Source organism: Rossellomorea pakistanensis (assembly GCF_016908495.1).
Taxonomy (GTDB): domain Bacteria; phylum Bacillota; class Bacilli; order Bacillales; family Bacillaceae_B; genus Rossellomorea; species Rossellomorea pakistanensis.
In genome coordinates this window covers 746,681-759,106 of record NZ_JAFBDZ010000002.1, presented here as the reverse complement: position 1 = coordinate 759,106, position 12,426 = coordinate 746,681, and the positions used below count along the sequence as shown (strand labels likewise).

At 34.8% G+C, this 12,426-nt stretch carries 9 protein-coding genes; 3 read left to right on the top strand and 6 right to left on the bottom strand.

What is annotated here, in order from left to right; genetic code table 11:
• Positions 1 to 222 precede the first annotated feature (222 nt).
• Both JOC86_RS11265 and JOC86_RS11260 read right to left on the bottom strand, forming a co-directional pair.
• The gene (locus JOC86_RS11265; protein WP_205172403.1) at positions 223 to 900 is read right to left on the bottom strand and encodes a response regulator; all 678 of its coding nucleotides are present in this window, start codon (positions 898 to 900) and stop codon (positions 223 to 225) included.
• A 31-nt stretch (positions 901 to 931) separates the two neighbouring features.
• Positions 932 to 2,047: a sensor histidine kinase gene (locus JOC86_RS11260; RefSeq protein ID WP_239587589.1), complete on the bottom strand. Its 1,116-nt coding sequence runs from the start codon at positions 2,045 to 2,047 to the stop codon at positions 932 to 934.
• 1,193 nt (positions 2,048 to 3,240) lie between these two features.
• Here JOC86_RS11260 and JOC86_RS11255 point away from each other — a divergent pair.
• Together JOC86_RS11255 and JOC86_RS11250 are read left to right on the top strand one after the other, a co-directional pair.
• The gene (locus tag JOC86_RS11255; RefSeq protein WP_205172399.1) at positions 3,241 to 3,876 is read left to right on the top strand and encodes a YigZ family protein; all 636 of its coding nucleotides are present in this window, start codon (positions 3,241 to 3,243) and stop codon (positions 3,874 to 3,876) included.
• Positions 3,877 to 4,178: 302 nt separating this feature from the next.
• Positions 4,179 to 5,189, top strand: a complete 1,011-nt coding sequence (locus JOC86_RS11250) for an LCP family protein (RefSeq protein WP_205172397.1) — start codon at positions 4,179 to 4,181, stop codon at positions 5,187 to 5,189.
• Positions 5,190 to 5,218: 29 nt separating this feature from the next.
• Here JOC86_RS11250 and JOC86_RS11245 read toward each other — a convergent pair whose 3' ends face one another.
• Both JOC86_RS11245 and JOC86_RS11240 read right to left on the bottom strand, forming a co-directional pair.
• The gene (locus JOC86_RS11245; RefSeq protein ID WP_205172395.1) at positions 5,219 to 6,304 is read right to left on the bottom strand and encodes a glycosyltransferase family 4 protein; all 1,086 of its coding nucleotides are present in this window, start codon (positions 6,302 to 6,304) and stop codon (positions 5,219 to 5,221) included.
• Between the two features lie 170 nt (positions 6,305 to 6,474).
• Positions 6,475 to 7,605 carry a glycosyltransferase family 4 protein gene (locus tag JOC86_RS11240; protein ID WP_205172393.1) on the bottom strand — a complete coding sequence of 377 codons (1,131 nt, stop codon included), beginning with the start codon at positions 7,603 to 7,605 and terminating at the stop codon, positions 6,475 to 6,477.
• A 168-nt stretch (positions 7,606 to 7,773) separates the two neighbouring features.
• Here JOC86_RS11240 and JOC86_RS11235 point away from each other — a divergent pair, with 168 nt between their 5' ends.
• Entirely contained in the window at positions 7,774 to 8,904 is a 1,131-nt protein-coding gene (locus JOC86_RS11235) for a glycosyltransferase family 4 protein (RefSeq protein ID WP_205172390.1), read from the top strand.
• A gap of 84 nt (positions 8,905 to 8,988) precedes the next feature.
• On the opposite strand, the gene wecB is transcribed toward JOC86_RS11235, so the two are convergent.
• Both wecB and JOC86_RS11225 read right to left on the bottom strand, forming a co-directional pair.
• Positions 8,989 to 10,137 (bottom strand): non-hydrolyzing UDP-N-acetylglucosamine 2-epimerase, encoded by a 1,149-nt coding sequence (wecB, locus tag JOC86_RS11230; protein WP_205172387.1) that lies wholly within the window; start codon positions 10,135 to 10,137, stop codon positions 8,989 to 8,991.
• A 118-nt stretch (positions 10,138 to 10,255) separates the two neighbouring features.
• A complete protein-coding gene (locus JOC86_RS11225; protein ID WP_205172384.1) occupies positions 10,256 to 12,382 on the bottom strand; it encodes a heparinase II/III family protein in 2,127 nt (708 codons plus the stop codon).
• Between the last annotated feature and the right edge of the window lie 44 nt (positions 12,383 to 12,426).

Below are 12,426 nucleotides of genomic sequence, written 5' to 3'. Positions count from 1 at the left end.
AGTGGTTTTTTAAAAAAGCTCTTTTCGAGAATGGTTGTTTTTTAATAAGCTGAAGATCTCATTTAGTAAGGTTAATGGCAAATTGCCAATTGCTTGGAAACCGCCCCGTTACAAAAGCCTTTTCTTTTGTACTAAAAGGCAACAAGGTTTGCAAACAGACTAAAAGGCGCCGCCACAGCTTGTGACAGCGCCTTTCTGATCCACCCTAACAAGGGGCTTCTATTATCTCACTTCAACCCAACCGTTTTTAATAGCTGTTACAACAGCCTGTGTACGGTCGTTTACGTTCATTTTTTGAAGAATATTACTTACATGGTTTTTAACCGTTTTTTCACTGATGTAGAGTGATTCTCCAATTCCACGGTTGCTTTTCCCATCTGCTAGCATTTGCAGCACTTCACATTCACGACGTGTTAATAAATGTAATGGTCGGCGAACTTCAACTTGCTGAAAGCCTCCGTTGTTATGTGAATTCGCCAAACGGCGATATTCCTGTACAAGATTATGAGTGACTTTCGGGTGAAGGTATGAGCCACCTTCAGCAACGACTTTCACAGCATCTACAAGAGCATCTGAATCCATCTCTTTTAAAAGATAGCCCATTGCACCTGTTTTTAACGCATGATTAACATAGCTTTCATCATCATGAATGGAAAGGATGATAACCTTTGTGCCAGGGTATTTTTGAACTAATTGTCTTGTTGCCTCTACCCCATTAATTTCGGGCATATTTATATCCATTAAGACCACATCTGGATGATGCTCTTCCACTAAAGCTAAAGCTTCATTACCGTCGTCGCCTTCTGCTGCCACATCAAATGTAGGTTCAAATTCCAGAATTCTCTTTACACCTTCGCGAAATAACTGATGATCATCGATGATGACAATTTTTGTTGCCATTTTGTTTCGCCTCCCTAAACTACGAAAAAGTTTATGCTGTTAATGGGACTTGAATCAGGATTACTGTCCCAGACCCTATTTTAGAATCGATCGTGATCTCCCCTTCTAACAGGTCGACCCGCTCACTCATCCCCATGATGCCAAAGGATTCTTTTTTCTTTTCTTTCATATCAAACCCTTTGCCATCATCTTTTACAACGACAGTGATACGATCTTTTTTCACTTCGAGCTTCACTTGAATATTGGTTGCCTCCGCATGCTTTAATGCATTTTGAACAGATTCTTGGACTAAACGGAATAACGCGACTTCATATTTAGAAGGAAGTCTTTTATCATGACCCATATTCACAAAATCAATTGTCGTCACTTTGTTATATTCCTCGATGGTACTTAAGTATTTTTTGAGTGTCGGTATCAATCCAAGATCGTCCAATGCCATCGGCCGGAGATCATAAATGATTCTTCTCACCTCATAGAGAGCGGAACGAACCATCATTTTTAAATCCCGTATCTCTTTTATCGCCTCTGTAGCACCTTTTTCACGATACACCCTGTCAATCAAGTCTGAACGCATGAGAACATTCGCCATCATTTGAGCTGGTCCATCATGGATTTCTCTAGACAATCTCTTTCTTTCGTCTTCTTGAGCTTCAATAATTTTCAGACCAAAATCTTGTTTTTGCTTAGCATCTTCTAGTGCCTCACCAACCCGCTTAAGATCACTGCTCAAATAATTCATCACAACGGATATTTGTGAACAGAGATGCTCAGCACGATGAATGGTGGACTGTAAAGAGTACAATCGGCGCTCTAATTCATCTCGTCTATCCCGCAAACGCTGCTCATTCTGTCTATTCGACGAGAGCCTCATTTGGAGGTCATGAGCTTTCTCATAAGCATCTCTTACTTGCTCTTCAGAAAAGTTTTGAAAATGTTGACTTACCTCAGATAATCGTTTCCTGGCAAACCTTGACTTTCGCTCAAGTTCATCGCCTTCATCAATTACCCGCGCAACCATTTCCTTAATGTCTTTTAGTTCATCAGTAATGGATGCAAAGTCTGTTCGACACTGTTCTCCAATTTGAAAAACTTCATCTTTACTGCGCCCAACCGTGTCGATCATCTTCTCTAAAATGTCATCTAACATCTCGGTGTTCACCTTTTTTAAAGACACGGGGCACCTCCTTAATTACCTAATTTATTGTACATGGAAAGTCTTCTGCAGACTATTATAGAACAGAGAAAATTATGGTAATAATACCAAAATAGTTATAAAGACACAGTCATTTAAGACCCTTGCATGCCTTTTAACCCATTCCCTCCCCTATTCATTGCTATAATTTAAATTCCATATACTTATCAAATTCCCTTTATTCATCTAGGCATAATTTCAGGTGCTGTCCACTGTGAGATTCAGCACGTCTATTATACCATGTCACATATTGTCGGAGATTAAAGTTTAGTTACATTGTAATTACTTTATTGCAAAAGTTTTATGTAGAGACAAAAAGTGGAAATACAGTTTACTGTAATGCGTTAAAGCATTCGGGGACGGTTCTCGATTGCGGTAAAGCGTTAATCTATTCGAGGACCGTCCTCGATTGCGGTAAAGCGTTAATCTATTAGAGATTCTAGTAGAATTATCCATTATCAATGGATTCCCCTTATGATACTCTTCCATTACGAGGGTTTATAAATAAGTAGGTGTAATTTTGAAAAAAATGATTGGAATCGTTTTATCTCTAATATAGTTAATGAGTTGTAACCAAAATTGGGCTCATCATAACAAAGAATTAGAAGAGTCCTTCCATTCGGTTATGCAAAAAGATAATATTGATCCATTCGAATTAAACACTTTGACAGATTTTTACTTGGGATAAAGCTTTTATTTTTACACCTTATCCCCCACAAGAAATTATAACAAAACAATTAAGATTAGAATTCAAAGACCCTAGTAATATAAGTTCAAGGGACGATATTAATTTAGTTGTATTTATTCATAATGAAGAAGTCATTCACTTTGCAGAAGTCAGTCGTAAGTATGGAGACTTAAAAGCCGACGATAAGAATAGGCTTACACCTCAAGATGATCGTATAGAAATAAAAAAACATTAGCGTTATATATGCTATATGATAAAAGCCATTGTAATGGAAATACCCATTCAAGTGTCAGTTTTTTAAAAAAATTCAAAAATAACATTCAACTTGATCATTTCATATTGGTTCTCGCTTTTCGCATTCGCCATTTCACGGTATAGTTAAGTATGTAGAGTTTTGTCGAAAGAGAGATCAATTAAACTTCAGTCATACAGAAGAACTAGGTATAGAAGGAGCGATCTAATGCTACATCAGTATTTTACTGTCAAAGGCTATGGAGAAAGCGAAATCACTATAGAACGATCAAGATTTATCACCTATGTAAAAAGAGCAGAAACCGAAGTAGCAGCCCAAGAGTTTATTCAAGACATCAAGAAAAAGCATTGGGACGCCAATCACAATTGTTCTGCCTATATGATAGGAGAAAACAATTTAATTCAAAAAGCAAATGACGACGGAGAGCCAAGTGGAACGGCAGGAGTTCCCATGTTAGAAGTTCTAAAAAAGAGGAACCTTAAAGATACAGTTGTAGTTGTAACCCGTTACTTCGGAGGCATAAAACTAGGTGCTGGCGGCCTTATTCGCGCTTATGGAAAAGCCACTTCTGAAGGACTCAATTCCACTGGAGTCGTCGAACGCAAACTCATGCGAATTATGAAAACAAAAATCGATTACACCTGGCTCGGGAAAGTAGAGAATGAAGTCCGCTCCTCTCACTATCAATTGAAAGAAATCCACTACTTAGAATCGGTAGAAATTGACACCTATGTCGTTGAAGGTGAAAAAGAGCAATTTGTCGAATGGATGACGGAATTGACGAATGGGCAAGGTGAGATTGTGGAGGGGGATGTGGAGTATTTGGAGGAGGATATTTTTTAAAACTTTAAAGTGCTTGTTCAAAGTTTTATTATAGTGCTTAATTGCTATAATTGAGAACCTCTATTAGTACTTTAGTACATTAACCTTCTATTACACACTATGTTTTTTGTAATGAAATTTTCATTTTACGACTATCGTTAAGCATAGTACAATAAGTTAGTTTAGTTTTAAGCATTTTTGTAATATTTAGTTTTAATTACATTGTCCCTTAGCCAAAGTAAATTAACTAATTTTACTTCGAATTTTCAATACAGATTGACACATATTTAAACTATATAGAAAAAAAAACGGGGAGAAACTTTATGAATAGACAAGAACTTAAAATAAAAAAAAGAAAAAGCAAACGTAGGATAATAAAAAGAATCTTACTTTCTTTCTTATTAATTTTTACTGTAGCTATTGGTTATTTTGCCTATGTTTTCTTAGAAACATACCAAGCTGCAAGTAATTCATACGACGATATTGGAAGGGAAAAATCAAAATTAAGAGATGAAGCTGTCACCATTTTAAAAGATCCTGTTTCAGTATTAATTATGGGAGTAGAAGATTATTCCTCTGGTGGAGCTAATGGCCGATCAGATACTTTAATGGTTGCCACTTTCAATCCAAAAGACGCTACAATGAATTTAGTTAGTATACCAAGGGATACAAGAGTTCCAATGCCAGACACCGGTGCATTAGAGAAAATAAATCATTCATTTGCATATGGCGGGAAAGAAGAAACCATAGAAACTGTAGAAAACTTCCTTGATATCCCAATTGATTATTATGTCACCATCAATTTTGAAGCATTTAAAGATATTGTTGATGTTTTAGGAGGAATAACAGTAGAAGTTCCATTCGACTTTACTCAGAATAGTGACGACAGAATTGCGGAAGAGCTAGTCTTTACGGAAGGACCGATGAAATTAAATGGGCGTGAAGCATTGGCATATGCCCGTATGAGGCTTCAAGATCCAAGGGGAGATATCGGGAGAAATGAAAGACAAAAACAAGTCGTTCAAGCAGTTATTGATGAATTAGCATCAGGCAAAACCCTTTTTAAAGTTGATGAGATAGCCGATGTAGTGGGAACTAATGTAGAGACCAATCTTATGGTATCAGACGGGCTTGCATTCTTTAGAAAATATTCCTCCTTTGATTCATCTAATATTAAAAGTTTAACAATTGAAGGAGCTCCTGAATATATAGGTGGGGTTTCCTACTTTATCCCTGATGAAGAGGAATTAATTATTCTACAAGAGAAATTACAAAAACATCTAGAGCATGACTCTAAATCAACAATGACAGAATCAGAATCTGAAGAATATTAAAAAAGTCACCCGAACTCCGGGTGACTTTTTTATTGGTCTTTTTGTGGTCTCTTCACTTCTATTAACCGCTTGATTGCATTAATTAAAGGCCGGTGGTTATGTCCGATTAAACCAATTACCTCTGCTGAAAACTGTATCAGTAGTAAAAGTACGAAAATGATTATTATCGACACCCACAATGTAGCATTTGAAAAAAGAATGGCTGCACCACCAAAACAAGCACTTACAAAGTATATGATAAGTACTGAGGTTCTGTGAGAAAACCCCAAACTCACAATACAATAATGAAGATGTTGTTTATCTGGCTGTGCAAAGTTTTTCTTATTTAATGCTCTTCTTATAATGGCAAAAAGTGTGTCAAAAATTGGGATAGCTAACACAATTATAGGAATAATAAAACTAAATAAAGTGACATTTTTAAACAAACCTAGCATCGAAATAATGGCAATGGAATATCCTAAAAATAACGCTCCAGTGTCACCCATAAATATTTTTGCTGGATAAAAGTTATGAAATAGGAAACCAATACTACTACCGATCAATATTACACACAATGCTATTACAACTAACTGGTTATCAGCTACCGCCATAACAAGAATGCTGCTAAGTGCTATGGATGATACTCCTGCAGCTAGACCATCTAAACCGTCAATAAGGTTAATTGCATTGGTAACACCTACTATCCAGAGTAAGGTAACTGGTATACTCAACCATTCTAAATAAACAACTCCTAAAAAAGGGAGAGTTAATTTATCTATCAATAATCCTGAAGAAATGACCAATAGAGCTGCAATAACTTGACCGACTAGTTTAACTTTTGGACTAAGGGTATACAAATCATCAAGGATTCCTACCGCTAAGATAATTAAAGCACCTAGTACGATTTCATTCATATATATAGAACTTGGCATCAAGAATAAAAAACCAGCTAAAAATCCAATAAATATAGCAAGTCCACCTAATCTAGGCATAACACCTACATGAACCTTCCTTGCATTTGGATGATCAACAGCTCCAATTTTAAATGCAAACTTTTTTATTAAAGGAGTAACACAAATTGAAACAATAAATGAAATAACAAATGCAATGATTAATTCTAAAATTGTGTGCGTCATCTGAAACACCTTCTTAAGGGTATAGTTACACTTCCTTCATCATAGCAAAAATTTTATAACTTTCAACAAGTTTTTTATTACTCTTATGTGACAGAAAACTTTTAAAAGTTAATATTAGTTTTTACTACTTTTCGGTGGAGTATAACAAAAACCATTTATCCCCTAGTCCATTAAATAAAGTTTTGATAAAAGTTGATTAACTTCTTCTCTTCTATTTCCCAATTATATTTTTCGTTAAACCAGTATTGACCATTACTACTAAAAGATCTTACTTTTTCCGGGTCTCTCATTAACGAGAGTAAACCATGTGCGATAGACAAAGGGTTTGAAGGATCGACTGTAATTCCACTATTAGATTGGTTAACAACTTCTCCATAATGATCGAAATCTGAAGCGACTACAGCTACTCCTGAAGCCATGTATTCAAAAAGTTTATTTGGTAAACATACTAAATGATTAGGTACTGGAAGATAAGGAATGATCCCTATTGAAGACGTTGATAGATACTTTTCTATATCTTCATAAGGTACCTTTCCTTTAAAAAGGATATGGTTTTCCAAATCCAACTCTGAAATTAAGTTTTTTATTTTCGTTTCAAATGCTTTTGATTCAAAAGCTCCTACAAATGTTAAAGTAGTAGTTTCGGGTTCATTTTTCACAACCACTTCCATTGCATGTATAAGCTCTTCTATTCCCCTAATGGCTGTAATTCCACCTAAATATAATAATTTTTTCGGAGCTATGCAGTCTTTTCTAGTTTGGGTAAACATGCCTTTAAGTGGGTAATTCTCAATTTTAACACTTTTATACTTTTTGTAACGTGCACCAATCTCTTTAGTAGTATAAACTATTCCTGACATTACAGGTAGACATACCTTCTCTATAATCTCATAAACCCATCTGATAGGTATTTTCAGCCATGTTTTTAAATACCTTTTGCTCATTATGGCATTGGGATAATGTTCATGAACATCAAAAATGACTGGTTTTCGGCTAATTAATCGGATTAGTGTACCCGCTGGGATTAATTCTGGGTCATGGAAATGGAATAAATCGGCTTTAGTGTTTAATGCTAATTTTATTACTGTTAATGTTTTTAAAAATCTTTTCCATTCGCTGTTTGGTTTATTGATCGTTATTAAATTAATATTGTCTTCTCTAGCTATCGTTATATTTTCAGGTGTAGGAGCAATCAAAATCACTTCATAACCGTGCTTAACTAAGCTTTTACATTGTTTATGGTAAATCCTCCCATCATATGCTTGATGAACCGATGTAATAACACAGACCTTTTTCTTCATAAAAACATCCTTTTTATTGTTAAGTTGTTTATTACGCAATTATAATTTACAATAATTTAATGATAATTGCTATTACTACCATAAACGAAAGGGATTAATATGAGAATAATATATGTTTCACAACATTTCCCACCCGAAATAGGTGCTGCACAAGGAAGAGCTTTTGACATGAGTTCTAACCTATCTGAGTTAGGACACGATCTACACATATTAACGTCCTTCCCAAATAATATGAAGTCTAATAAACTTTTTGAAAAGAAAAAAACAAATAAATTAAATATATACCGTTCAATTAGTATAAAGGATACCAAATCTAGCTCTTTTCGGAGACTGGCAAATTATATCAGTTTCGCCATTTCCTCATTCATATCTGGTCTGCGTGTTCGAAAACCAGATATTGTCTATGCAACGTCACCACAACTATTCCAAGGGGTGACAGGCTACTTTCTAAGTAAAATCCATCGAGCAAAATTTGTCTTTGAAGTAAGAGATCTATGGGTTGATTTTGCAGAAATTTTAGGGCAATTTCAAAATAAGCGTCTTCTAAATTTAGCTAGAAAACTAGAAAGATTTCTTTATAAAAAAGCGGACCATATTGTCGTGGTAACAAATGGTTATAAAGATAAACTAATCTCCCTAGGAATTCCCGAAACAAAGATTTCTGTCATTTATAATGGGGTGAACCCTTCGGATATAAAATCACCGACTAGAAAAATAGATATAAAGGAACAATATAATATTCCTAAAGACTCATTTCTAGTGCTTTACGCTGGTAACATAGGCGCTGCACAAGGGCTTAAAACCGTTGTAAATGCTGCAAGAAAAGTTAACCAAATAGATTCATCAATATTTTTTCTCTTTATTGGTGAAGGAGTAGAAAAGGATGCCCTAGTGAAACAAGCAAGGGATTTAAAATTAACTAATATTCTATTTATGGATAGTTTGCCGAAAAAAGACTTAGAATCTTTTTACTATGAAACCGACATAGGAATAGTCAGCTTAAAAAAACAGCCATTATTTGAAATAACCATTCCGTCAAAACTTTTCGATTATATGGCAATGGGGGTTCCTACTTTGGTAGGAGTTGACGGAGAAACTAGGGAAATCGTTGAAAAAAATAGTGCAGGGTTATTTTTCGAACCGGAAAACGAAAAAGATTTTATCAGGGCTCTATTAGAAGCTAAGAACAGCCAAGTTACTCTTGATCACATGAAAACAACCATGCAATATCACCTTTCAGATAATTTTAATCGAAAAAAACTAGCAAAGAAGTTAAACAAAAGCCTCCTAAATCTATGACATAATAATAAATCGGCATGTGCCTTGACAAATACAAAGCCCATGCCGATTTTTATGTTTATTTTATTTTTTTACTTCTTTGAATTATTTTTGATAGAATGGTTCTGGTTTTTGATCTCTCTTTCCAAAGTGATGAAGAATGGCTTGAACAATTCTATTCGAAGCTTGTCCATCCCCATAAGGATTAGATGCCTTAGCCATTTGATCATATGCTTCTTGATCATTTAATAATTCATGAGCTAAATTATAAATAGTATCTTCTTCAGTACCTGCAAGTTTAAGAGTTCCTGCTTCAATCCCCTCTGGTCTTTCAGTGGTATCTCGCAATACTAGTACAGGAACTCCAAGTGAAGGTGCTTCTTCTTGAACTCCACCGGAATCTGTTAGTATGATATGCGCTCGAGATGCAAAGTTATGGAAATCATATACACCTAGTGGCTCAATTAAATGGATTCTAGAATCATCCCCAAGAATTTCATCAGCTATTTCCCTTACAGCAGGGTTTAAATGAACTGGATAGACCACTTGAACATCCTCATGATCAGTTACCAGGCGTTTAATTGCTTTAAACATATTTCTCATTGGTTCCCCTAGATTTTCACGGCGATGAGCAGTAAGGAGGATCATTCTATCATCCCCTACTTTTTCAAGAACTTCACTACTATAATCTTCACTCACTGTTGTTTTAAGAGCATCTATAGCAGTATTCCCAGTTACAAAAATTGTATCATTCTTCTTATTTTCATTTATCAAGTTTAGTTCTGCCTTCTGTGTAGGCGCAAAATGAAGGTCAGCAATAACTCCTGTAATTTGACGATTTACCTCTTCTGGAAACGGGGAGTATTTATTCCATGTCCTTAAGCCAGCTTCTACATGCCCTACCGCAATTTGATTATAGAAAGCAGCTAAGCTTGCCACAAAAGTTGTAGTTGTATCGCCATGCACAAGCACCAAGTCAGGTTTTACTTCCTTCATAATACTATCTAAACCTTCTAGAGCCCTTGTCGTCACACCGGTTAAGGTTTGTCTATCTTTCATGATATTTAAATCATGATCAGGGGTCACATTAAAAATTTCAAGGACTTGGTCTAGCATTTGACGATGCTGGGCTGTTACAGTCACAATTGAGTCGATATCTTCTAAATGCTTTTCTAATTCAAGGACAAGCGGGGCCATTTTTATGGCTTCCGGTCTTGTACCGAAAATTGTCATTACTTTTAGTTTGCGATTCATAATAAGACTCCTTTTAAATTCCAAACTTTAAAGTAAATTATACCCTCTTCTATATTCTAAAATCAAACTGAAAGATAATTATCATAGTAATAATACTTATCACATTTTAAAGGAGTATTTACCATTCAGATGTAAAATTAAATTCTTTATACTCAGTATCATTATTAGATTGATAATGAACAGTATAAATATCTCCATCTCTTGTAACTTTAGCATCTGTTAGAATATCACCATTATTTTCACCTAAATGAATTAAAGTCATAAATCGAACACTTCTATGTTTTTGTTCGTATGTTAATTGTGTTCGGGGAGTCCAAGTATAATCTTTATATGAAACATGGCTCGTTTGTTTATTTGGAGTAATTAATGTTGGTGCATAAACCTGTATTAATGAAAGTGTTCTCCCAGAGGGATGTTTAGCTACCGTTAACCTTACATCATTTTTTTCGACTGTAAATTCCGGAGCTAAATGAAATCTTTGAATATAGTTTCTAGTATAGGTTCCTTTAACTGTATCCGAAATAAGAAAGGTTTTATTCTTATCGTATAATACCCTTCTTCTGTGAACTATTCCTGGAGTTAAGCTATGAGACCCCACCGCCTCTAGAGTTCCATTACTTTTTACATTTACATCTTCAATTTTACTTTTACCGATGTTATCAGTATCCAGAGAAAATTCGGTCCCTTCCACTTGGACTACATTATGTGCTGCTGTAGATAATGCCTCTCTTCTCTCATCTGATGTAATATATGCATAACGTCCAGTTTCAACTATATAGTCACCACCGAAGCCGTATAATTCAATACTAAGATCATCAGGGTGTTTATGAGCTGTACTATGAAATCCAGATGTCATTCCAAAGAAAATAGATTGATCGAAAGGCTTCTCCTCACCCCAATGTTGTCTGAAAATCGCATATTGATCAGAAAGATTCACTGCATTTTTACTAGGACTTCCCCCATCCTCTCCACTGGTCATTGCATAAACCATTTCGGGATAAGAGGATGCATAAGGAACAATCCCTGGAGTCATTAAAGTAGCAGGAGAGTCACCAAATATTGGCATTACTCCGTTTGGTTTAGTTAGATACGTTAAATTTCGAGGCATTTCTTTGACGCGACGAATCATCTCATTAGGCAATTCAAACTTATTTTGTTCAGCCCAATCAACGAAACCAATTAAACTAGTATAAATATAATGTTGGTACATAGGAGAGTGCTCCATATGAAGACCATCAATTGAAATTCCATGTTCTATTTGATCCATTAGTCTATCTTTAGCAGTATTTTTCCATTCAGATGCAGCAGCAAGATCTGGATATGTTTCTGAAATCGCAAGCAACGCTAAGTCTTGGAACATCCCATGATTATTGTTTGGTCTATAGAAGCTCCACAAATTTAGTAACCATCCATGTTCATAAAACATAGTCATTATTTCATTTGCGAATTCAGATTCATGGAGATTATTCAAGGAAGTATTTTTATAAGTATTCCAAAAGTCAATCAAAATAAAAGTTCTTATTGCTGTCCCGTGATCATTGTATCCCCATTTATAGCTTCTATATCCTTCAATTGGAAAATCTTCATGCCAATCCTTAATTACTTCTCTAGCATAAATTAAATATTCTGGATTCTTATATTCTTTATATGCCTGAGTGAGTTGCTCAACAACCATGAGATAATTTAATTGAAATAGATAAGAATTGACGTATGGAAGACCATGTCTCCAATCGAACTCATCTAAATTTTCCACCTTCACATCATGAGGATAAGCTAACAACTTCCAGTTACCCTTTATAGCAGAATCAGCATATTCTTTCAATTTATCCTTTGAATATTGGTTATATATATATGATTTTTCTCCCCTATTTGATCTTGTGTAAAATTCTTGTATTAGCCTCTCGTATACTCCACTTGTAAGAGTACTCATATAAATTGAATTTGTATTTAGTTCTGCATCAGACACTGGAATATAGTAAGATGTGCTGTACGGTCGTATAACAAAATAATCACTTGAGCGCGTAATTGGAGTAAATATCCTTCCTGCAGATGCATACTTATACCTAACTAATTTATTTCCTGACTTTTTATATAGATAGGTAGCTTTTTTAATTGTAATTTTAAATGGATTATAGATATTTGCTGCTTTTACACTATTTTTACTACTATTATTTATCGGAAATATACCCGAAGTAATAAGTATTAAAGATAAAAAAATAACAAAAATCAGTTTAGTTGATTTCATATTAATCCCTCTTTTTTTAATTTTTTCCATGTAATTCCGATAAA

What these genes read in the sequence shown, in the direction of transcription:
- JOC86_RS11265 (WP_205172403.1), bottom strand. Translation starts at nt 900, where the DNA reads ATGGCAACAAAAATTGTCATCATCGATGATCATCAGTTATTTCGCGAA.
- JOC86_RS11260 (WP_239587589.1), bottom strand. Translation starts at nt 2,047, where the DNA reads ATGTTAGATGACATTTTAGAGAAGATGATCGACACGGTTGGGCGCAGT.
- JOC86_RS11255 (WP_205172399.1), top strand. Translation starts at nt 3,241, where the DNA reads ATGCTACATCAGTATTTTACTGTCAAAGGCTATGGAGAAAGCGAAATC.
- JOC86_RS11250 (WP_205172397.1), top strand. Translation starts at nt 4,179, where the DNA reads ATGAATAGACAAGAACTTAAAATAAAAAAAAGAAAAAGCAAACGTAGG.
- JOC86_RS11245 (WP_205172395.1), bottom strand. Translation starts at nt 6,304, where the DNA reads ATGACGCACACAATTTTAGAATTAATCATTGCATTTGTTATTTCATTT.
- JOC86_RS11240 (WP_205172393.1), bottom strand. Translation starts at nt 7,605, where the DNA reads ATGAAGAAAAAGGTCTGTGTTATTACATCGGTTCATCAAGCATATGAT.
- JOC86_RS11235 (WP_205172390.1), top strand. Translation starts at nt 7,774, where the DNA reads ATGAGTTCTAACCTATCTGAGTTAGGACACGATCTACACATATTAACG.
- wecB (WP_205172387.1), bottom strand. Translation starts at nt 10,137, where the DNA reads ATGAATCGCAAACTAAAAGTAATGACAATTTTCGGTACAAGACCGGAA.
- JOC86_RS11225 (WP_205172384.1), bottom strand. Translation starts at nt 12,382, where the DNA reads ATGAAATCAACTAAACTGATTTTTGTTATTTTTTTATCTTTAATACTT.